Origin of the sequence: Nonomuraea basaltis, assembly GCF_005893125.1 — a bacterium.
Lineage (GTDB): Bacteria > Actinomycetota > Actinomycetes > Streptosporangiales > Streptosporangiaceae > Nonomuraea > Nonomuraea basaltis.
On record NZ_VCJS01000212.1, the window covers coordinates 1 to 22,078 of the forward strand.

General features: G+C 69.8%; 15 protein-coding genes. 7 read left to right on the top strand and 8 right to left on the bottom strand.

Going from position 1 to position 22,078, the window contains the following annotated elements; genetic code table 11:
* Positions 1 to 77 precede the first annotated feature (77 nt).
* Positions 78 to 749 (top strand): DUF4230 domain-containing protein, encoded by a 672-nt coding sequence (locus EJK15_RS54205; RefSeq protein ID WP_138718285.1) that lies wholly within the window; start codon positions 78 to 80, stop codon positions 747 to 749.
* Positions 750 to 764: 15 nt separating this feature from the next.
* On the opposite strand, the gene EJK15_RS54210 is transcribed toward EJK15_RS54205, so the two are convergent.
* Positions 765 to 1,094, bottom strand: a complete 330-nt coding sequence (locus tag EJK15_RS54210; protein WP_138718286.1) for an acetate and sugar kinases/Hsc70/actin family protein — start codon at positions 1,092 to 1,094, stop codon at positions 765 to 767.
* Here EJK15_RS54210 and EJK15_RS54215 point away from each other — a divergent pair.
* Together EJK15_RS54215 and EJK15_RS71700 are read left to right on the top strand one after the other, a co-directional pair.
* Positions 1,065 to 3,170 carry a glycosyl hydrolase family 95 catalytic domain-containing protein gene (locus tag EJK15_RS54215; protein ID WP_138718287.1) on the top strand — a complete coding sequence of 702 codons (2,106 nt, stop codon included), beginning with the start codon at positions 1,065 to 1,067 and terminating at the stop codon, positions 3,168 to 3,170. The two genes, EJK15_RS54210 and EJK15_RS54215, sit on opposite strands and share 30 nt — an antisense overlap.
* Before the next feature lie 128 nt (positions 3,171 to 3,298).
* Complete coding sequence (locus EJK15_RS71700; protein ID WP_171075076.1) at positions 3,299 to 3,451, top strand: hypothetical protein; 153 nt, start codon at positions 3,299 to 3,301, stop codon at positions 3,449 to 3,451.
* Positions 3,452 to 3,777: 326 nt separating this feature from the next.
* On the opposite strand, the gene EJK15_RS54220 is transcribed toward EJK15_RS71700, so the two are convergent.
* Positions 3,778 to 4,965: an acetyl-CoA C-acetyltransferase gene (locus EJK15_RS54220; RefSeq protein ID WP_138718288.1), complete on the bottom strand. Its 1,188-nt coding sequence runs from the start codon at positions 4,963 to 4,965 to the stop codon at positions 3,778 to 3,780.
* Between the two features lie 86 nt (positions 4,966 to 5,051).
* Between EJK15_RS54220 and mce the strand changes: the two genes are divergently transcribed.
* The 3 genes from mce (at position 5,052) to EJK15_RS54235 (ending at position 8,343) form a co-directional block, all read left to right on the top strand.
* Entirely contained in the window at positions 5,052 to 5,477 is a 426-nt protein-coding gene (gene mce, locus EJK15_RS54225) for a methylmalonyl-CoA epimerase (protein WP_138718289.1), read from the top strand.
* Positions 5,478 to 5,667: 190 nt separating this feature from the next.
* Positions 5,668 to 6,975 carry a DivIVA domain-containing protein gene (locus tag EJK15_RS54230; protein WP_138718290.1) on the top strand — a complete coding sequence of 436 codons (1,308 nt, stop codon included), beginning with the start codon at positions 5,668 to 5,670 and terminating at the stop codon, positions 6,973 to 6,975.
* A 162-nt stretch (positions 6,976 to 7,137) separates the two neighbouring features.
* A complete protein-coding gene (locus EJK15_RS54235) occupies positions 7,138 to 8,343 on the top strand; it encodes an AI-2E family transporter (protein WP_240777806.1) in 1,206 nt (401 codons plus the stop codon).
* Positions 8,344 to 8,433: 90 nt separating this feature from the next.
* On the opposite strand, the gene EJK15_RS54240 is transcribed toward EJK15_RS54235, so the two are convergent.
* The 6 genes from EJK15_RS54240 to EJK15_RS54265 all read right to left on the bottom strand — a co-directional run bounded on the left by EJK15_RS54240 (position 8,434) and on the right by EJK15_RS54265 (position 20,902).
* Entirely contained in the window at positions 8,434 to 9,219 is a 786-nt protein-coding gene (locus EJK15_RS54240; RefSeq protein ID WP_171075077.1) for an alpha/beta fold hydrolase, read from the bottom strand.
* A gap of 102 nt (positions 9,220 to 9,321) precedes the next feature.
* Positions 9,322 to 10,080 (bottom strand): SDR family NAD(P)-dependent oxidoreductase, encoded by a 759-nt coding sequence (locus EJK15_RS54245; RefSeq protein WP_138718291.1) that lies wholly within the window; start codon positions 10,078 to 10,080, stop codon positions 9,322 to 9,324.
* Between the two features lie 106 nt (positions 10,081 to 10,186).
* Positions 10,187 to 16,423 carry an RHS repeat domain-containing protein gene (locus EJK15_RS54250; RefSeq protein ID WP_138718292.1) on the bottom strand — a complete coding sequence of 2,079 codons (6,237 nt, stop codon included), beginning with the start codon at positions 16,421 to 16,423 and terminating at the stop codon, positions 10,187 to 10,189.
* A 33-nt stretch (positions 16,424 to 16,456) separates the two neighbouring features.
* Positions 16,457 to 19,696 carry a LamG-like jellyroll fold domain-containing protein gene (locus tag EJK15_RS54255; protein WP_240777807.1) on the bottom strand — a complete coding sequence of 1,080 codons (3,240 nt, stop codon included), beginning with the start codon at positions 19,694 to 19,696 and terminating at the stop codon, positions 16,457 to 16,459.
* Positions 19,697 to 19,896: 200 nt separating this feature from the next.
* A complete protein-coding gene (locus tag EJK15_RS54260; protein ID WP_138718293.1) occupies positions 19,897 to 20,601 on the bottom strand; it encodes an alpha/beta hydrolase in 705 nt (234 codons plus the stop codon).
* A 10-nt stretch (positions 20,602 to 20,611) separates the two neighbouring features.
* Positions 20,612 to 20,902 carry an ATP/GTP-binding protein gene (locus EJK15_RS54265; RefSeq protein ID WP_138718294.1) on the bottom strand — a complete coding sequence of 97 codons (291 nt, stop codon included), beginning with the start codon at positions 20,900 to 20,902 and terminating at the stop codon, positions 20,612 to 20,614.
* Positions 20,903 to 20,985: 83 nt separating this feature from the next.
* Between EJK15_RS54265 and nucS the strand changes: the two genes are divergently transcribed.
* On the top strand, positions 20,986 to 21,648 hold the full coding sequence (gene nucS / locus EJK15_RS54270) for an endonuclease NucS (RefSeq protein ID WP_138718295.1): 663 nt from the start codon (positions 20,986 to 20,988) through the stop codon (positions 21,646 to 21,648).
* Positions 21,649 to 22,078 lie beyond the last annotated feature (430 nt).

Genomic DNA, 22,078 nt, shown 5'->3' on the forward strand with positions numbered 1-22,078 from the left:
AGATGTGTATAAGGGACAGTCGTAGATGTCACCAAACGGCGCGCACTGATGATCGATCAGCGGGTAGTCATGCACTCATGACGACTTCCCATACGACGCTGTCCGAGGTGACCCCCGGGCGACGCCGCAGGTGGCGATATGTGGCGGGTTTCCTGGTCCTGGCGGTCCTGCTGGTGGTGGCCGGCCGCCTGGCCTGGACCTGGCTCAACCCGATGGGCGAGCAGGCCATCGACCGCAGCCAGCCGGTGCTGCTCCAGTCCATCAAGGACCTGAGCCGGTTCGAGGCCGCGACGGGGAACTTCCAGGTGGTGGTGGACCTGGAGAAGGACGCGAACTTCCTGCCCGACGCGATCAAGGGCACCAGGACGCTGTTCGTCGGGGCGGGCGGGGTGGACGCGTACGTCGACTTCTCCGCCATGGCGAAGGACGCGGTGACGGTCTCGGAGGACCGCACCCAGGCGACCATACGGCTGCCACGCGCCCAGCTGGAGAAGCCCAACCTGGACAACAGCCGCTCGTACGTGTTCGCGCAGCAGCGCGGCCTGTTCGACCGGGTGCAGGGCTTCCTGTCGGGCTCCCCCGGGGACCAGCGGGAGCTCTACCTGCTCGCCGAGAAGAAGATCACCGAGGCGGCGGTGGCGAGCGACCTGCGGGCCAGGGCCGACGCCAACACCAAGGCGATGCTGTCGGGCATGCTCAAGTCGCTCGGCTTCACGAAGGTCACGGTCAAGTTCACCGACGAGCCGTAGAGAGCCATGAACAGGTCACACGCCGAAGAGCGCGTGCTCGACGTGGTCGAGCGCCAGCCGCACGGCACCGAGCGCGACCGACTCGCTGCCCAGCCGGGAGGTCTCCACGCGTACGGGGAACAGGCAGAGCTCGGCGAGCTCTTCGCGTAGCGGCGCGGCGAGGAGCTCGCCCGCTCCCGACAGCCCGCCGCCCAGGACGACCAGCTCGGGCTGCAGAAGAGCGACGACGGCGCCACCTGGACCGACGTGGACACCGTCACGGGCAACACGGCCGAGCTCACCGAACGGACCGTGCCCGCCTTCACCACCCGCTACGTGCGCCTGCTGATCACGGGTGCGGTACACAACCCCGCCGACCCGAACCAGAAGGCCTACATCCGCGACCTGATGCTGTTCGACGGGCAGACGAACGTCATCGCCGGCGCGACCGGCAGCGACCCGAACTACCGTCAGCAGCAGGACATCCTCAACGCCGAGGTCCGCGGCTCCCAGACGGTCGACGGCCGAGTGCTGAGCACTCGCTCATGGCTCACCGACGGCGAGAACCTGCTGGTCACCGAGCTGTCGATCCCGGACGACGCGCAGCCGCTGCCGCTCCAGGCCGACCTGACCGCAGCCGGCGGGACCACCGGCGTCGCCGGTGACGGCCAGGTGTGGGTCACCCGCACGACCGGCGCGGACGGCGCGACCAGGTGGGCGTCCAAGGCCGCCGCGTCGGCGAGGGTCCTGGGCTCGCGCGCCACCGCGAGCACACCGTCGGGCAACACCGCCCGCCTGTCCTTCGAGCTGGCCCCTGGCAGACCGGTACGGCTGGTCACCTCGATCCACGGCAACGGGAGCTACGCCAACCCCACGCCGCTGAACGATTTCACCACCAAAGCCGTCAACCGGGTGGCCGGGATCGACGGCCGCGCCCTCGACAAGGCCCGATCCGCCCACCGCGACTGGTGGAAGCGGTTCTGGCTCAAGTCCTACGTCGACACCGGCGACGCGACGCTGAACAAGTACTACTACGGCGCCCTCTATGCCATGGGCGCGGCCAGCCGCGAGGGCTTCTTCATGCCGGGCACCTACGCCCCGTGGCGCACGATGGACCAGACCGGCGGGGCGAACCGGTACTGGATGAACTACAACACCGAGTCCCAGTACTACGGCGTGTACTCGGCGAACCGGCCTGAACTGGCCGCGCCGTACTACAAGGCGGTGGCCGCCGAGCTGCCCTACGTCCGCAACACGACCCACGCCGCCGGGTACAAGGGCATGACCTTCAGCCGGACCTTCTCCCCGTACAACGCGACCCGTCCGGCGCCCGCCGACGTCCCCGTGACCGGGCCCAAGTTGCCGGGCAAGCTCAGCGACCAGAAGACCAACGGCACCTTCGCCGCGATCCCGTTCATGTGGAACTGGGAGTACACCCGCGACGAGGAGTTCCTGCGTACCCAGACCTACCCGTTCCTGAAGGAGCTCGGCGAGTTCTGGATGGACTTCGTGGAGAAGGGCGAGGACGGCAAGTACCACGTCCTGCACAGCGCGGTGAACGAGGGCGGGAACGACGTCGACTCGGTCTACGACCTCGGCTACATCCGCCGTACGCTGACCGCGCTGATCGAGTACAGCCAGGCCCTTGGCGTGGACGCGGAGCTACGGCCGGTCTGGCAGAGCTACCTGGACGACCTGGCGCCGTACCCGACGGCGACCATGGACGGCCTGGACGTCATCCTCCTCGCCTCCAAGATCGAAAACTCGATCAAGGGCAACGCGCTGCTCAACAAGAACGACCAGCCGATCAACCTGGAGGGCGTCGTCCGTCCCAGCGACAACCTCGCCATCGGCGGCGACCAGGAGCAGCTGCGGAAGGTCCGTAACACCCTGCAGTGGGTGGACCCGTTCCTGCCCGGCTCGCGCGGCTCGTCCATCAACGGCTTCCCGAAGACGTTCACGATCGCGGCACGCGCCGGCTGGGATCCCGAGGACCTCATCGGCAGGTTCACGACCGTGATCAACCGGCTGTGGCGGCCGAACCTGACCGTGCGGCAGGGCGGCGGCGGGCAGGAGACCTCGGGCTCGCTGGAGACGGTCAACTCGATGTTCCTGCAGACGTTCGAGGACGTCATCCGGGTCTTCCCGGCCTGGCCCGCCGGTCGCGACGGCAAGTTCGTGCGGCTGCGCGCCAAGGGCGCCTTCGTGATCTCCGCCGAGCGCCGCGCGGGGCTAGAGGTCTCGGGTATCGAGGTGCTCAGCGAGAAGGGCGGCACGGCCACGTTCGCCAGCCCCTGGGGGTCGCGCCGGCCGGTGGTGGTGGACGATGCCACCCACCGGCCCGTACGGCTCACCTTCGGCCATGACGCCGACACCGCAGAGGCGACCTTCTCCTTCGACACCAAGCCTGGGCATACCTACACGGTCCGCCGGCCGTCTTAGTGGCCTAGTGCGCGAGACCTAAGTCCCTCTCTAGCCGCATATAAGACATAAGCCCGATGCGGCGGGGAGGGCCTTAGGAGGAGTCTCAAGAGTGCAGGCAACAAGGCAACGCGCACAGGAGCACTCAAGTGAACGCCGAACTCGAATACACCGTCATGCAGCACCACGCCTCCGAACTCCGCCGGGCCGCCGCCGAGCAGCGGCGCGTGCGGGAGGCCGTGAAGGGCCAGAGGTCCGAGCGCCGTCACCGCTCGATCTTCGCCAAGCTCCTCGCCCCATGACCGCCCACAAGCAGCCCGGCCGCAACCTCCCTCGCGGCCGGGCTGAACAGCCCCCGTAGGGGGCACGCCCGGAGCCTCGGCGCCGGGCAACGCGTCACGGAGCCCCGGTCCATTCCTGGTTGGACCGGGGCATCGCGCGGTCCGGACCCGGGAGCCCGGCTGAGACGCGAGGCCGCACGACACCGGGTGGTCTTCGCGACCTGTCGTCACACGGTGATGACCATCTTGCCGCGCGCAGGCCGGTGCCGACGCGGATGAGGTACGGCACGCCGGCCGGCATGTGCCAGACGCCCATGTCGACGCCGGCCGCCGCGCGGACGGACGACCTAGAGCTTCGGGACGGTGATGAGGAGGGCGTCGCCCTGACCGCCGCCGCCGCACAAGCCCGCCGCGCCCAGGCCGCCGCCCCTGCGCTTCAGCTCGTACGCCAGCGTCAGCACGATCCTCGCGCCCGACGCGCCGATCGGATGGCCCAGGGCTATGCCGCCGCCGTTGACGTTCACCTTGTCCAGCGGCACACCGAGCTCCTTGGCGGACTGCAGGACCACGCTCGCGAACGCCTCGTTGATCTCGACGAGGTCCAGGTCCCCGGCCGTCACGCCCTGCTTGGCCATCGCCTGCTTGATGGCGTTGGCCGGCTGTGACTGCAGCGACGCGTCCGGGCCGGCCACGTTGCCGTGCCTGCCGATCTCCGCCAGCCACTCAAGGCCGAGCTCCTCCGCCTTCGACCTGGACATGACGACCACGGCGCAGGCGCCGTCGGAGATCTGGGAGGCCGAGCCCGCCGTGATGGTGCCGTCGGCGGCGAAGGCCGGGCGGAGCTTGGCCAGGGTCTCCACCGTGGTGTCCCCGCGTACGCCCTCGTCCTCCTTCACGATCACCGGCTCGCCGCGCCGCTGCGGGATCTCCACCGGCACGATCTCTTCCTCGAAGAGGCCGTTCTTGATCGCGGCGGCGGCGAGCTGGTGGGAGCGGGCGGACAGGGAGTCCTGCTCCTCGCGGCCGATGCCGAGCCTGGCGTTGTAGCGCTCGGTCGACTCCCCCATCGCGCACTGGTCGAAGGCGCAGAACAGGCCGTCGTGGGCCATCGAGTCGACCACGTCCGTCCCGCCGTACTTGACGCCCTTGCGCAGCCCCGGCAGGAGGTGGGGGGCGTTGGTCATGGACTCCATGCCCCCGGCCACCACGATGTCGAACTCCCCTGCCCGGATGAGCTGGTCGGCCAGGGCGATCGCGTCGAGGCCCGACAGGCAGACCTTGTTGATGGTGACGGAGGGGACGGTCATCGGGATGCCGGCATTGACGGCCGCCTGGCGGGAGGGGATCTGGCCGGCGCCGGCCTGCAGGACCTGGCCCATGATGACGTACTCGACGGCCTCCGGCGCCACCCCGGCCCGGTCCAGAGCGGCCTTGATGGCGATGCCGCCCAGTTCGACGGCCGACTGGCCGGACAGGGTGCCGAGGAGCTTGCCGACAGGAGTGCGAGCTCCGGCCACGATGACGGAACTGGACATGACAACGGCCTCCTGTGCTCGCGCGTCCGGTTGTTTGACACGATACCCACGGGTGGGACGTCGCTCGCTATGGAGGTAGGCCACACATGTTCATGAGGATCGACCACATCGGGATCGCCTGCCGGAATCTGGAGGAGAAGATCGCGTTCTTCTCGGAGACGTTCGAGCTCACCGTCGTCGCCAGAGAGGTGAACGAGGAGCAGGGCGTGAAGGAGGCCATGCTGCACATCGCCGACGGCGAAGGTGGGGGCTCCTACATTCAGCTCCTAGAGCCTCTCTCCGAAGACTCACCTGTGGGAAAATTCCTCGCCAAGCGGGGCGAGGGCGTCCATCATGTTGCATTCGGTGTACGCGACGTCACAGAAACCATGGCTAAGATCAACGAAAAGGGTGTGAGGCTGCTGGACGAGCGTCCCAGGCATGGGTCGATGGGCTCGGAGATCGCCTTCCTGCATCCCAAGGATGTGGGAGGAATGCTGACGGAGTTGGTCCAGGCGGCCAGGCACTCGTAACCGCAAAATCGTTCATATGTAACTAGTCACGCAGAAAGTTGGACGGGGCTTCGCAGATGGCAGCAGCAGAGTACGCTTGGCCTTCCACCGGACATGGAGCCTGCCGCGAGGCACAGGTTCCTTGGATCGGATGCCCCGAACCCCCCGTCCGGCCCGTGTAGCCGTCTCGACAACCCAGGATCGAGCCTCCATGCAGTCCGACATCGACGCCCAGCTCAACAACTTCTTCGAGGACGCCCCAGCACGCGAGTTCGACGTGGTGCTTCGTGGTTATGACCGCCATCAGGTCCATGATCACCTCAAGCAGCTCGATCAAGAGCTCCGCCAGGCCCGCGAGCAAGTCTCCGGCCTGCAGCGCGATCTGTCCGACTCCCAGCGCCAGCTTCAGGAGCAGGAGCGCCCCACCTACTCCGGTCTCGGCGCCCGCATCGAGCAGCTGCTCCGCCTGGCCGAGGAGCAGGCCACGGAGCTCGTGCAGGCCGCCAGGTCCGAGGCCAACGAGATCAAGGCCGCCGCCAAGGTGGAAGCCGCCGACCTGCGCGCCCACGCCGAGGCCGAGGCCGCTGAGAAGCGCGCCCAGGCCACGCGCGAGACCGACGAGATGCGCACCAGTGCGGAGCGGGACGCCGAGGACATCCGCTCGACCGCCCGCCGCGAGGCCGACGAGCTGACCAACACCACCGAGCGCGAGGCCGCCAAGCTGCGGGCCACCGCCGACCACGAGGTGGCGGAGAAGCGGGCCGACGCCGAGCGGGAGATCGCCAAGCTTCGCACGACGACCGAGCGCGAGGTCGCCCAGTTGCGCGCTTCGACCAAGCGCGAGCGCGACGAGGTGCTGACCACCGCCAAGCGGCAGGCCGACGAGATGCGCGCGCAGGCTCAGCGGGTGCTGGAGGAGTCGGAGGCCAAGCGGGCGCAGGACGAGGCCGAGTTCGAGATCCAGCTCGCCTCCCGCCGCGAGGATGCCGAGCGCCAGGAGGCCGAGCGCCACGCCACCGCGCAGGCCGCCACGCAGAAGCTGGTCGCCGAGGCCGAGCAGCGCGCCGCCACGGCCGAGTCGAGGGCCACGAAGGCGACCCAGCAGGCCGACCAGACCCGCCGCGAGGCCGACCTGCACGCCAAGCAGCTCGTCGCGAACGCCCGCAAGAGCGCCGAGACCATAGTGTCCGACGCCAAGTCGAGCGCCGAGACAATAGTGACCGAGGCGAAGAACGAAGCCGAGCGCGCCAGGTCGACGATGCAGCGCCAGGTCGACGAGCTCACCCGCCAGCGCGACAGCATCACCAGCCACCTGGCGCAGCTGCGCCAGCTGCTCGGTGGCGCCGCCCTGCCGGGCATGGACCCGGAGCCCGCGGTCGCGGCGGCCCCGCCCAAGCCCGCGATCGCCGCGCCTGCGCCCGCGCCCGTGGTCGAGCCGCCGGCTCCGGCCACGACGCCCGCTCCCAAGGTCGAGGCCAAGGCCAAGTCCGAGGACGACGCGGAGTGGTGGCAGGAGTAACGCACACGGCTTGATCCGCTTCACGGGGGCTGCATGTCGGCTGGAGAGAGCCTGGCGATCCAATGGTCGCTAGGCTCTCTCTTTGTCATGAGGGCTGTACGAGCTGTACGCGCCCGTCTGCCGAGCTTTACCGCCGACCCGTTCCGGGGGGAGTCAGTTCCTTTGTCCACAGATGTCGAGCCCGGGCCAGCAGCCGGGCAGGAAACGGCGCAGGACCAGGAGGATGGCGCCCCTCAGCAGGACGGCGCCCCTCGCGAGGACCGCGCCCTGCAGCAGGACAGCGCCTCCCAGGAGGATGCGGTCGAGGAGGACGGCGCCGCGCAGCCGTACGGGATCCCCGGTAAGCCGCTCGCCCGCGGCCCGTTCCTGTTCGGGCTGGTCGGCGGGCTGGGGGTGCTGACGGCGATCGCGCTCGCGCAGATGGTCGTCAACTCCTTGAGCACGATCATCCTGATCGTGGTGGCGATGTTCCTGGCCGTCGGGCTGAACCCGGCCGTGGAGGCGTTGCAGCGCCGCGGCGTGGCCAGGCGGGGCGCGATCTCGATCGTGTTCACCGGGGTCATCGTGGCGTTCGCGCTGTTCGGGCTGGCGGTGGTGCCGCCTGTGGGCCAGCAGCTGTCGGAGTTCGTCGCGGCGGTGCCGGGCTATCTCAAGGATCTGAGCAACCACCCGACGCTGCGCCAGCTCGACGCCGACTACCAGATCACCCAGCAGCTCACGACGTTCGTGACGGGCACGCTCGGGCCGTCGCTGGCCACCGGGATCATGGGCGCGGGGCTGGTGGTGCTCGACGGCGCGTTCACCACCGTGACACTGCTGGTGCTCATGCTCTACTTCCTCGGCTCGCTGCACACGATCAAGCACTACCTGCTCAAGCTCGTGCCGGCCTCGCGCCGGACGCGTACCGGCGCGATCGCCGAGCAGATCCTCACCGGCATCGGTGGCTACGTCGCGGGCAACGTGCTGATCTCGGTCATCGCGGGCGTGCTGACGTGGATCTTCCTGTCGGTCGCAGGGGTCAGATACGCGCTCGCGCTCGCCCTGGTCGTCGCGCTGACGGACCTGATCCCGCTGGTGGGCGCCACGATCGGCGCGGTGCTGGTGACCGGCGTGGCGCTGCTGCAGTCGGTGCCCGCGGGCATCGCCTGCGTGATCTTCTTCCTCATTTACCAGCAGGTCGAGAACTATCTGATCTACCCCAGGGTGATGAAGCGCTCGGTGGACGTGACGCCCGCCGTGACGGTGATCGCCGCGCTGTTCGGCGGCGCGCTGCTGGGCATCGTCGGCGCGCTCCTGGCCATCCCGGTGGCCGCGGCGATCGCGCTGATCATTCGAGAGGTCGTCATACCCCGCCAAGCGCAGGCCTGACGCACCGGGTCACCGCCGCACGCCGCCAAGCGCAGGCCTGACGCACGGGGTCACCGCCGCACGCCGCCAAGCGTTGGCCCGGCCACCCCGTCACTGCCGCGTGCCACCAAGCTCCGTCCTGAGAAACTCGGTCACCGCCGCGTTGAACGCCTCCGGTTGCTCGACCGCGCTCAGGTGCCCGGCCTTCGGGATGATCTCGACCCGGCCCTCGGGCACGGCCCGCGCCATGGCCTCGGCGTCGGCGGGCGGTGACAGCTCGTCCTCCTCGCCCACCAGGATCAGCAGGGGCACCTTCAGCGCGCCCAGCGTGCCGAACGAGTCGGGCCGCGCGGCCATGGCCCGCTGCGCCCAGGCGACGGCGCCCGGCGGCGCAGACTGCACCAGCCCCTTGACGCGCCCGAACACCATGGCGCGCCGCTCCTTGGTCGTCGGCCCGATGAGCCCCGGCAGCACCTCGCTGACCAGCACGTCACTCCCGTCGGACAGGACGGCCCGCGCGATGCGCTCCCTGTTCTCCTGCGCCGGAGCCGGGTCGGGGCCGGCCTTGGTGTCGGCCAGGATGGCGCCGAGCAACCGGTCGGGGTGCCGCCGGCAGAACGCCATGGTCACGTAGCCGCCCATGGACAGCCCGCCGACCACCGCCCTGTCGATGCCCTCCTCGTCGAGCAGCCTGGCGACGTCGTCGGCCATGAGGTCGAGCGACGGCTCGTCCTCACCGAGCCGCGACCCGCCGAAGCCGCGCAGGTCAGGTGTGATGACTCGGCAGACCTTGGCCAGCTCTTCCCGCTGGGCGAGCCACATGGCCGACGACAGCGGGAACGCGTGAAGCAGCACAACCGGGAGCCCGGTCCCGGCCGATCTCGTGTAGAGCTGCACGGACCACACGGTAGCCCGGTTCGCGGCGGCGAGCACCCAATGACGTATGCCGATATGCCCACATGGCGCGACCACTTCTCGCGGCCCTGGTCAGAGGCCCCATCAGATAGCGGTGGCTCCACCGTCGATGAACAGCACCTGCCCGGTCATGTACGCCGACGCCGCGCCGGCCAGGAAGACCGCCGGCTGGGCCATCTCTTCCACGGTCCCCCAGCGCCGCATGGGGACGGTGGCGACCGTGGCCGCGCTGGACGCCTCGTTCTCCCACAGCTTGCGGTTGAGCTCGGTGGCCGTCCAGCCGGGGCACAGGGCGTTGACCCGTACCCCCGCCTGCGCCCACTCCACGGCCAGCGTCTTGGTGAGCGCCACCAGCCCGGCCTTGGCGGCGGCGTAGGGCGCGAGGAAGGGAGCGCCGAGCGCCGCGACCGACGCCACGTTGATGACCACGCCGTCCCCCCGGCCCAGCAGGTGCGGGGCGACCGCGTGGCAGACGGACACGGCGGAGTCGAGGTTGAGCCGCATCAGCTTGTCCCAGCCGGACAGCCGCAGGTCCTTGAACTCGACGAGGAAGTTCGACCCGCCGGCGTTGTTGACTACGATGTCGACGTGCCCCAGGCCGTCGATCGCCGCCGCCACGGCTCCTGCGGCGGCCTCGCGGTCGGTGAGGTCGGCGGGGATGACCACCGCGCGCCGGCCCAGGGCCTCGATCTCCTTGCCCACCTCGGCGAGGGTCTCGGCGGATCGGGAGACAAGCGCAACGTCGGCCCCCGCCTCGGCGTACGCGAGCGCGATGGCCCGCCCGATCCCCTTCGACGCCCCGGTGACCAGAGCCTGCTTACCGCTGAGATCGAACGCGCCCACGCTGCCTCCTCCATGTCATACCCGAACAAGATTCTACGGGAGGAGCGCCACCGGCGCGGGGCTGCAAGAGCCCCGCGCCGGTCCGTCATCGGCAGAGATGGTGCTATCAGCCCAGTCCGCCGAAGAGGGTGTCGAAACCGTCGACGATGTTGTCCACGATCTTCTGGCCTCGGGCGCCGAGTTCGGCCGCCGCGCCCCCTCTCTTGTTCAACTCGATCGGTTCATGCTTCCAGTGCTGCCTCTCCCCCGCGCCGCTTCCGTTGGGCCGTGGGAGGTTCGACGGCGGCCGGCCTTGGGGGTACATCCGGCCGTTGCCGTAGACGGTGTAGGACTGCGTCGGCTGGGTGGTGCCGTCGTTGCGGTAGACCTGGCTCGGCCGTGGCTGCGCCGGCTGCCGGTTCACCTTGGGCGGCGACTGCCGCTGCGTCGACCTGTGGCTGGTCGGCCGCTGCGCCGGACGCGAGCGTGCCTGCTGAATTCCCCTGGGGCGATGGCCGGCCTGCCTGTTCCGCGCCCTGGCCGCCGCCGCGAGCCGCCTCTTGAACGCCGCCTCACGGGCTTCCTTCCTCGCTTTCCTCCTCGCCGCCGCCGCGGCCCGCCGTCGCGCCACGGCTGCCCGCGCCTGCCTGGCCTTCTCGGCAGCCTTCTTCCTGGCCGCCGCCAGCGCCTTCTTCCTGGCCGCCGCCACGGCCTTCTTCCTGGCCGCCTCCAACGCCTTCTTCCTGGCGAGCGCCGCGGCCCGCCGCTTGGCCGCCGCGATGGCCGCACGCCTGGCCGCCGCCCGGGCCGCGGCCAGCGCCGCCCGCCTGGCGGCCGCCTGGGCCAGCTTCCTGGCGATGTATCGCGCCGCGATCCTGGCCGCGATGCCTGCCGCGAACCAGAACAGCTGCCCGTCGGGGTCGCTCATGGTGACGGGGCTGTTGTTGGCGTAGGCGTAGGCGTTGAGCTGTTGCGGATCCTCATCGTCGATGATGGGGTCCACCGACAGGAAGCGGCCGTTCTTGGGGTCGTACTCGCGGGCGCCGAGGTGGACCAGCCCGGTCGTCGCATCCTGCGTGCCTCCGACGAACGCGCGCTGCCCCGGCCACCATGGTGGCGCCGCCCCGCGATCCTCGCCGAACGGCGTCCTCCGCCGCACGGCCAGCTCCCCGGTCCCGGCGTTCACCGCTGCCTGCGCGGTGCCCTGGTGGTCGTTGGCCAGGAAGTAGACCTGGTTGTCCGGCGTGCGCACCGCGATGGGCTCGTCGTTGATGGTGTAGTAGCGGGTCTGCTCGACGGCGTCCTTGGCGAAGTCGAAGCGCAGCTCCATGTCGTCGATGTAGAGCGTGGCGTCGGTCGGGGTCTTGCGGATGATCCGGTCACCGTCCGCGTCGTACACGAACGACGTCGTCTTGCCCGCCTCCGTCACCGACTCCAGGTTGCCCTCGGCGTCCCAGACCAGGCTCTGGTCCGAGGTGCCGACCTTGCGCCTGGTGGTGTTGCCGGTCGCGTCGTACTCGAAGAGGTCCGACCCGACAGACTGCAACGCGTGCGGCTGATTGCCGCCCGCCGCCGGGAAGGCGGAGGTGCGGACCGCCTCGGCCGCGCCGCCCCAGGCGTGCTTGGTCTCCTTGATCCGGTTGCCGGTGGCGTCGTAGCCGTAGCTGACCGCGTACGGGGCCACGCCGCCGATCTTGTCGGACTGCGGTATGCCGCTGGCGCAGTCGTCGGTGGCCGTCCAGGCCGAGGTCATGCGGCGCAGGTGGTCGTACTTGAAGCACTGCGTGTCCTGGCCGCCGGCCTTCTCGGCGATCTTGGTGATGTTGCCGGTGGCGTCGTAGGAGTAGTTGAGGTTCAGGTCGGTGGCGGCGGCACCTTCCCGGTCCAGCCGCATGCTGGTCAGCCTGCGGGTGGACTCGTCGTGGGTGTAGGTGAGCCAGGTCTTCTTGCCTCCGGCGCCCAGCTCGTACTGCAGGGTCTCGCCCAGTTTGGAGTAGCGGGTCGCGCTCACGTACGCCGACAGGCCGGTGACCTTGGTCGGCTGGGCGAGTTCGTCGTAGCTGTAGACGACCGACTCCTCGGCCAGCCCGCCGGCGGCCGGGAAGCTGACGGACTGGACCTGGTCGTCGAGCGTGTAACGGGTGTTGAGCACGTACGAGCCGGCCAGCTTGCCCTCCCGTCCGGGGACGGTGACGGTCTGGCGCAGCGTGCGGTAGTCGGCGTCGATGGCGTTGATCTCGGCCTTGTACGCCTGCCCGCCCACGTAGCGGATGCTGGCGTTCATGTGGCCCTTGGCCAGCGCGTCGTACGTCCACTCCGCCAGCAGCGGGCCGGTGGCGGAGCCCTCGCGCAGCTCCTTCTTGCGGCCCAGCTCGTCGTAGACGTGCCACAGCGTCTTGCCGCGGGCGTCGGTCGTGCTGACCAGCTCGTCGGCGTCGTTGTACGTCATCGTGGTGACGCCCTTGTCGGGGTCCTCGGTCTTGATCTCCCGGCCGCGCATGTCGTAGTGGTGGCGCCACACATTGCCCGCGTGGTCGGTCGCCGTGGACAGCCGGCCCGCATGGTCGTAGGCGTACTTGGTGGACTCGTACTCGCCGGTCGGGGTTGCGCCCTTGTACTGGCGCAGCTCGATGAGGCGGTCGTCGGCGTCGCCGATCCGGGTGGTCGCGGTGCCGCCCGGCGGCGGCGTCACGTGGATCCGGTCGCCCTCCTGCTTGGCGGTGACCCGGTACTTCTCCGCGCCCTTCGCCTTGAGGATCTGGCCGTTGACCTCGCCCGCGCCGTCGAAGACGGACACGACCTGGGTGGGCACGTCGGTGTCGGCCACCGCCAGCAGCTCGGTGGACGGCGTTCCGGTGGCGAAGTAGCCGGTATTGGTCTTGACGACCTCGCCGAGCGAGTTGTAGATGGTGTCGGTGATCGTGCGCCCGTCACGCAGCGCGGGGTCCTGCGTCTGGTCGTCGCGCGGTGCGGGCTCCTGGGTCTGACGCTCGCGCAGCAGGCCGTCGTACAGCTCGTGGCTGGTGGTGTAGCCGCCGTCGGCGCGCAGCGTCTTCGTGGTGACGACGCTGGGTCCGTCGGTGCGCATCGTGTAGGAGTACTCGGTGCTGGGCGACTGCCCCGCCGCCTTGTTGCGGTCGGGCTGCCAGACCTTGATCAGGCGGCCGAGCGCATCGTGTTCCATGTCGATGCGGCGGTTGTTCGCGTCGACCTCGGCGACGGGCTCGCCCCAGGCCGGTTCGAGCAGGGTGCGCTCGACGTGGCCCAGCTGATTGGTCTCCGTGATCTCGGTCGCGGGAGCGCCCGCCGTCGGCGTGTAGGTGGTGGTGGTCTTGGTGCCCACGGCGTCGGTCTCGCTGGTCTCGCGGCCGTAGGCGTCGTAGGTGTGGGTGCTGTCGGTGATCGTCGCGCCGTCCCCGGAGACGAGCTGCTGGACCGAGGTCACATCGCCCTTGACCGGAGCCTGTCCGTACGCCTTGCCGTCGTACTGGACCTTCTCGTCGGAGATCACCTCACCGGCGGCCAGCGTGGACACGGCGGTGCCGCAACCGGCGGCGACCTTCTGGACCCTGCTCGGGTACTCGAGCATCCAGGCCGTGTCGTTGCGGGCGTAGGTGTAGCGGGTGCACTGGTCGTCGTCGGCCTTCGCCAGGTCGCCCTTCTCCTCCACCTGGCTGAGCAGGCCCTTGGCGTCGTACGAGCGCTCCTCGCCGGTACGCCGCCACGTGCCGCCGGCCAGCGCGGTACGGGTGACCATGGACTTGGGTTCGACCACGTACGCGGCCTTGGTGACGCCGCCCTGCGTGGACTCGGCGGTCTTGAGGGACCACGGCTCCTCGACGGTAGTGGTCAGGATCGCCCCGCCGTCGCCGTCGTACATGATCTCCTCGCGCTCGAACCCGGACAGCTGGTCGAGGTCGTCCAGCTTGACGCCCTCGGTGTCCTCGACCTGAGCGCTGCGCTTGCTGCCGTCGGCCTGCTTGTCGCCGTGCATGCCCCGGAAGTACCGGAACTCCGTGAGCGTGCGCTTGGTGTCCTGCCCGTCGCCCTCGCGCACCCGCACCCGGCCGAACCCGCGCCAGTCCGCCCACGTGCGGTGCTCGGGCTTGACGAGGATGTTGTCGGCGAAGCGCCAGGCGGCGCCGTCCAAGTACTCGTAGTCCTTGACGACGTTCGGCGAGCCCGCGACGCGGTCGACCTCCATCGTCTGGGTCACCACGTACTTGTGGAACCAGTCGGTGACCTCGGCCTCGTTGGGCGGCGCCCAGCGCTGCGGGAAGCACCGCCTGGCGTTCTTGTCGGCGGTCGGCACGTCGCCGGGCTTGCAGTCGGCGGGCGCGTAGTTCACGCGCAGCTCGCCGCCGGTCTCGTTGTTGACCGCCTGGACGCGCCACTTGACCAGCGGGGCGCGGCCCTCGTTCGCGTCCACCCGGTTCGGCAGCTGGACCCCCATGAAGGTGATCTTGGGGAGCGTGATCGTGCCGCCCACATGGCCGGTCTGCTGGACCGAGGCCAGCCACAGCGCCGGGCTCAGCCCGTCACCCGAGGCGGGGAACTGGTGGGTCAGGGTCCAGGAGTCGACATTCTTGTAGGCGGTGCCGGACAGGATCTGCGTGGTGACCTTGGCCAGCCGCTTGCGCGTGAAGAACGTCGGCGACAGCCGGTCGACGCACTTCACACCGGAGTCGCAGATCTGATCGAACGGGACATCCGGCCAGTGGCTCGCGGTCTCCTTCTTGAGCTGGTCGGCGGCGCAGGTGATGGTGCCGCTGGGCAGGCAGCGCTCGGCCGCCTCGAACACCACGCGCGAGGCCGGGGACTTGGTGAACAGCTCGTTCTGCAGATAGCCGTAGTCGATCCGGGTGAGGTAGCCGGCGCGCACGTACGAGGTGCCCAGCTCCGGCTTCATGTTGCGGCCGTAGTAGTTGGTCTCGCGCTCGTACCAGTACGTGGTCGCGTTGCCGTGGGTGTCGACCGCGTAGTCGAGGTTCCACCGGTAGGCCTGCTGGCACCAGGCGTTGGCCGGAGTGCTGGAGTAGCAGGGCTCGCCGCTGTTGTTGCCGAATACCGGCACCGTCTGCACCGACTTCGTCTCCGGCTTGCCGCTGACCCAGCCGGGCAGGCGGTTCAGGCCGAAGGTGTACTGGGTGCCGTCGTTGGTGGTGACGCGCCAGTACTCGCCGTTGTTGTCGCCGTTGGTCGCCCCGGTGAGGTACTCGACCCGGGTGCCGTCGTCGCGCTTGGGCCGCCACTGCTTGGTCGTGGCGTCCTTGATCAGCTCGACGGCGGAGTTGCCGAGCGACAGGGTCGCGTTCTCCTGGTCCCAGCACAGGTCGCCGGTCTTCTTGCCGTCGATCATGCAGGACTTGTAGCGGCGTTCGACGTAGCCGCTGGGGTTCAGCTCGAAGCCCTCACCCGCCCAGGAGGGCTGGTTGTTGGTGGAGGCAGTGCGGCCGTCCACGCTCTGGGAGGAGTAGTCGAGCGAGATGTCCGGCTCCTCGCCGCCCAGCGCGGGCGGGGTGCGCATGTCGTAGCCCCAATTGAAGTCGCCGGACTGGGTGCCGACGCTCCACTTGGCCGAGGGGGCCAGCGAGGTCGAGCCGTGGTCGCCGGACGGGCCCGAGGCGGCGGCCGTCAGCGCGTACACGCCGGTGGTCTCGACCTCCGCTGTCAGCGTGCCGTCCTTGGCGTTGTTCTCGCTCTTCACCGGCTGCGGCTGCGGGCAGTTCGTGGCGGCGGCGTTGAGCGCGCATTCGTCCAGCTTGACCATCCGCAGCCGGGCGCCGTAGTCGCCACCGTAGGCGTAGCGGAAGCCGGAGTAGTCGATTTGCAGGCGGGTCTTCTTCGCCGCCCTGGCCGTTGCGACGCCCTGGCCGGGGGAGACGCGCATCGTGAGGCCGAGCAGGTCGGTGTCGAGGAGTTCGACGCTCACCGGGTCGGCGGCCGCCTTGGCGACGTCTTTCGAAGGAGCCAGCTTGACGGGGAAACCGGCCGCCAGGGTGGTGGCGCCGCCGCCCAGCTCAGCCTTCTGGGGTTTGGGCCAGGTGATGCCTGGTGGCGCCTTCCACGCCTGTTTCTGCGCGGGATCGGCCATCGGCGGCAGGACCGGGACCTTCTGTCCCTTGACCGGGGTCTCCTTCTGCACGGACGGGGCCGGGCGGGAGGCGGCGGAGGCGGGCATGGTCTGCGCGAGCGGCAGGACCATGACGATCGAGAGCACGGTCGCGAGCCTGCGTGGCCAGGGGGACTCGCTCTTGGGCTCCTGGAAACGGTTCCAGTAGGGGTCGGGGAGGTCGGGTTCTTCGGGTTGCGGTAAACGATTCCAACGGGGTTCGGGCAGGTCTAACTCATCCGGCAGGTCCATGAACCTCTCCCAGTCGGGGATGCGGTGCGGGAGTTACTGGGCGGCGAGCTGAGTGATCTGTTCGGCGTTGAGCACGCCGTCGTACATGCGGACGTCGTCTGCGGTGCCCGGCCAGTAGCCGGTGAAGACGCCCGCGGTCTTGGTCCGGCCCAGTTGCAGCGGGCCGGTCGCGTTCCATGCGCTGAGGTGGTCGGTGACGGTGGTGGTGGACAGTTGGCCGTTGACGTAGATGCGGAGCTCACCGGCCAGCGCGTCGTACACGCCGGCGATGTGGGCCCACTCCAGCGGGAAGGGGACGGCGTCGGATCGGGTGCGGACGAGGGCGGCGGTGTCGGTGTCGGCGGTGGCCATGCCGAGGGTCCACCGGCCCTGTTCCTTGTCGAAACCGAGCTGGAAGCCGGCGGCCCGGCTTCCGGGCTGGGCCACCACGGCGGAGTCGCGGGTGGGGAGGTAGTCGAGCTGGGTCCAGGCGGCGACGGTGAAGCCCGTCCTGGTGTTGACGGCCGGACCGGTGGCCTGGGCGTGGTCGTCGACGCCGTCGAGCGCGAGCGCGCCGTCCAGCCAGCCGGAGGTCCACGTGGCGCCTCCTGCCAGCGTCGCGGCCGTCGCCTTGCCGGAGGAGTCGGCGGCGCTCAGGCCGTCGTCCTCGTCCAGCTTCCAGTGGCCGACCAGCGTGGCGGCGCTGTTGACCAGGTCGGCGACCTCGTCGGCGAACATGGCCCGACCGTAGACGCGCACCTCGTCGGCGTCACCGGGCCAGGACTCCGCCGGAGCGCCGTTGATCTTGCCGCGGCCGATGGTGAGCGGGCCCGCGGCGTTCCACGGCTGGGTGTGGGCGACCGTGGACTCCAGCCTGCCGTTGACGTACAGCGTGAGCTGCCCCGCCGCCGAATCGTAGACGCCGGTCAGGTGGGTCCACTCGTTGAGTCTGGGGGCCGCCGCGGACAGAGCACGGACGGTCGCCGCGTTGTCGGTGTCCGTGCCGGCGCGGGTGAACGACCAGCGGTCGTCGGGCTTGGAGTACTGCAGCGCGAAGCCGGCGGTTCTCGCCCCTTCCTGGGTGACGAGGGTGGCGGTGGCGTTCGTATTGGTCAGGCGGGCCCAGGCGGTGACGGTGAAGTTGCGGCCGGTGTCGATGACGGGACCCGAGGTCTGCGCGTACGCGTTGGCCAGGCGCAGCCCGCTGCCGGTCCTGCCGGAGGTCCACGTGGCTCCGTTCAGCGTCGCGGGGTGGGCGTTGGCGGCGTCGGCGGCCGTGGTGCCCTGACCCTCGTCCAGCTTCCAGTGGCCGCTGGGAGCCGATCCCCCGTTGACGTTGAAGACGTAGGTGCGGATGGGGCCGAGATGGCCCGCGCGGTCCTTGCTGCGTACCGACAGCACGTTGGGGCCGTCGTGGCGCGGCGTCAACGCGATCGTGGCGCTGCCGTCCTGGCCGGGCGCGACCTCCGTCTTGGGCGTGGAATCGAGGCCCCAGACGTAGGCGGCGACGTCGGGGACGCCGTTCGGGGCGAACGTGAACGTGCCGGGGAGACCGACCCCGTCGCTCCAGCCGTTCTCCGCGTACTGGGGCGAGGTCACGGCCGGTTCCCTGCCGGGGGCCGAGGCGTCCACGGTGGCCTCGCACCAGGGGCTCCACGCGCTGCTGGCCTTGCCGTCCTCGGCGCGGACCCGCCAGCGGACCAGCGCGCCGTCGGCGTACAGGCTCTGCGGGATCGTCGCGTAGAAGGCCGTGCCCGTCGAGCCCGCCGCGGTGAGGTACTCGCCCGTCTTGATCCCGGCGGCGTTGTACCACTCGAACCGGCCCTTGACCGAGTTGTCGGCGTCCTTCAGCTTGGCCCACAGCTTCGGCGTGGCGCTGCTGATGATCGGGCGGCCGTCACCGGAGACGCAGGGGCCGCCCGGGTCCGACCACGCGTCGGCGGCCACGGGGTTCGTGGGCACGGAGTTGTACTCGATGACCAGGCTCGGGTTGTTCTTGAACTTCTTCCAGGCGTACACGTCGGTCTCGCTCGTGGCCCGGAGACCGACGGTGATGTTGGGCCACTTCTTGGCGGCGGCGTTCACGACCTGCGCGGTGACGTCGAACTCGACCCCGCCGGGCAGGCACGACGAGCCCCAGCCCTTGGCCACGTTGACCGTGGACAGCAGCGTGACCCACGCCGGCTGGTTCTTCCACGTGGTGCTCTTGCTGATCGGGTTGGTGGCCCAGGCCTCGACCTTGCGGGCGTTGCACGAGTACGACCATGTCTCGTAGGTCCGCAGCGTGCCCTTGATGATCTGCTTGCCGTGGATGGTCGAGCCGGTGTTCATCTGGAAGAACGAGCGGTTGGTCTGCGACTCGACGTGGCCCACCCTCGCGACGTCGCTGGAGTTGAGGTAGTTGGAGTTGGGCCAGTTGCTCCAGACGGCCGTCCAGGCGCCGCGGGCGGCCGAGAAGTACGGGTCCAGGTAGATGGGGAACTTGGTCTTCGGGTCCGCCATCATTTTCCTGTCGGGCCTGAGGCGCAGCTTGCTGCCGGTCAGCTCCACGCCCATCACGGCCTGCCGGGCCTCGGGCGAGCGGCCTTCCTTGAGCGCCTGCGGGCTCGTGATGCCTTCGGAGTCCCACATCGTCGGCGTCGGCGCGATGAAGATCGTGCCGCCGCTCTCGTCGACGGCCTCCAGGTTGCCCGCCTTGTCCGACTTCAGGGACAGGCCGTCGGCGGAGAGCGGGTAGGACAGCTCGGTGAGGTTCGCCGCGGCGGCCCGCGACTTGACCACGAGGACGTGGGAGAAGCCGTCCACGTCCGCGGTGACCTGGAGGTCCACGCCCGGCATGACCTCGGGGTAGGTGGCGGTGTCGCCCTTCAGCACCGGCTTGGGCAAGGTGCCCTGCCAGCCGAGGTCCATGGACTTGCCGCCGCGCGACAGGCGGGCGAGCGGACCGGTGCCGCCGCCGGAGAACGTCAGCCCGGCCGCCGTGGCGACCGGCTCGACCGCGCCGTCCGGGCGGAGGCGGAGCGTGGTGTCCACGGGGACCCAGCCGCCCTCCTTGCGGACGCGTACCGGGCGGACGTGCAGCTCCATCGTGTACGTGCCGTCGGGCTTGACGAAGACCTGACGGGTCTCGCTGCGCAGGGCCTCCACCTCGACGGGCCGGTTGTCACGCCGGGCCCGGGCGAGCGCGTGCCCCTCCGGTGAGATCGCCGCAGCCCGCGGTTCGGCGACGGCGACCGGAGCCTGGACCAATGGCACGATCGCGATCGGGAACGCCACCGCCGCCGCGCCTAACATACGCACAACCCGCATCTGTCCTCGCCCATGGTGAGCAGGGGTTACGCGCGGAACGGACGACCGCCCGGCGTCTCCACGATCTTCGGTTGACGATCGGATTCTCACCCTGGTCCAGGCGCAGGTCCAGGCTTTTGCTCATTCTGCTCAAAAAATCCTTCAGAGCCTCCGGCACACGCGGAAATATTCGCCAGAGCCTGTCGTCAGACCTCCGTCGGCAGCGGCCAGGCGGCCGGGTTGACGCGCTTGACGATCTCGTTCAGCGCGATCCGCACGTACGGCTCCCCCACCCACAGGTGCTTGGCCCCGTCGACGCCGATGACCTCGGCCTGCGGCACCCGGGAGAAACGCGCGCGGGCCTCCTCCGGCCGCAGGTAGTCGTCGAACTCCGGCACCAGCACCGTCAGCGGCCGCCCGAACCGCGCCCAGGCGTCCAGGTCGTCGTCGGTGGCCCTGTGCAGCGGCGGCGAGAGCAGGATCGCACCCTCGACCAGCGGATCGTGGGCCCACTTGAGTGTCAGCTCGGTCCCGAACGACCAGCCGACCACCCACACGCCCGGCAGGTCGTGGTATTCGGCGTACTCCAGCGCCGCCGCGACGTCGTACCGCTCGCCCTCGCCGCCGTCGAACGCCCCCTGCGAGGTGCCCCGCTCCGACGACGTGCCCCGGGTGTTGAAGCGCAGCACGGCCAGGTCGGCGAGGGCGGGCAGGCGGTTGGCGGCCTTCTTGTAGACGTGACTGTCCATGAAGCCGCCGTGGGTGGGCAGCGGGTGCAGGGTCACCAGCGTCGCCACCGGCGGGCGGTCGAGGGGCTGGGCCAGCTCGCCGACCAGGGTCAGGCCGTCGCCCGTATGCAGCTCGATCGGCTCCCGCCGGGCCGGCAGCACGGTCGCCGCGCGAATTTCCACTTCGATCCTCTCAATAACGGCTGCGGCCTGGGCCGCGGTCGAGTCTCTTACGCCAGCAGGCCGAGTGCCAATGGCGGCGCTCCTCGTCGCCGCCCCGCCAGTTGGGCCAGGCGACCAGATGCGGCTGACCGCTGCGGATCTCGTGGTCGCAGCCCGGGCAGCGGTAGTCCTTCGACGAGGACGCGCCGTTGAGCATGCGGACCTTCCACTCGCCGTCCGGCCACTCCTCCACCTTTTCCAGGCCGGTCGGGAAGCCGAAGGGTCGGGAGGACTCCCTGCGGCGGGCCCGTCGGGGGCTCATCCCACGCTGTCTCCGGAGCCGATCGCTCCCACCCGTTCGAACGCCATGCGTCCAGTTTTCCAGAGCCGCTATGGTGGGTCGTCATGCGGCTGGTCATCGCGCGATGCAGCGTGGATTACGTAGGACGGCTCACGGCGCATCTGCCGATGGCGCCAAGGCTTGTCCTGATCAAGGCGGACGGCAGCGTGAGCATCCACGCCGACGACCGCGCCTTCAAGCCGCTCAACTGGATGAACCCGCCGTGCAAGCTCAAGGAGGACGGCGAGACCTGGACGGTCACCCACGGCAAGACCGGCGAGAAGCTGGTCCTGACCATGGCGGAGATCCTCCACGACTCCAGCCACGAGCTGGGCGTCGACCCCGGGCTGATCAAGGACGGCGTCGAGGCCCATCTGCAGGAGCTGCTCGCCGAGCACATCACGACGCTGGGCGACGGCTACTCGCTGATCCGGCGCGAGTACATGACGGCGATCGGGCCGGTCGACATCCTCTGCCGCGACGCGGTGGGCGCGACCGTGGCGGTGGAGATCAAGCGCCGTGGCGAAATCGACGGTGTTGAGCAGCTCACCCGCTATCTCGAGCTGCTCAACCGCGACCCGCTGCTCGCCCCGGTGCGCGGTGTCTTCGCCGCCCAGGAGATCAAGCCCCAGGCGCGAGTGCTGGCCACCGACCGCGGCATCGCCTGCATAACCCTGGACTACGCCGCCCTGCGCGGTATCGAGCCAGAGAATCCCACCCTTTTCTGATCCTTTACGCGGTGCCGTGGCTCCCCATCGCACTTCGGCTGAGGGCCCTCCAGGGAAACGGCCGCTGACCCTTCAGTGGTGAGCCGCCGTTACGCGAGCCCACGTTGACCGATCACGTGGTTCGTGGACCCAGGCATTCGCGCACGCCTGAGAGGGCGCTGGCGGGCGCGTCGCCCGGCGCCCGACCCCCGTACACCGCCGGCGCGTTCGATTCCCCCTGGGAGCGGATCAGCGACCCCTAGGGGCACCCTGCCAGGCAGGGATGGCCGGAGTACCCCGGCACCTAGTAAGGGATGCCTTACCGGTCTATCGTGACGCCATGACTACGCTGACGTTCGACTCACTCAATCCCGCTACCGGCGAGGTCATCGGCAGTCACCTCAAGCAGGGCGCCGGGGAGGTGCGTGTGGCCGTGGGGCGGGCCGAGGAG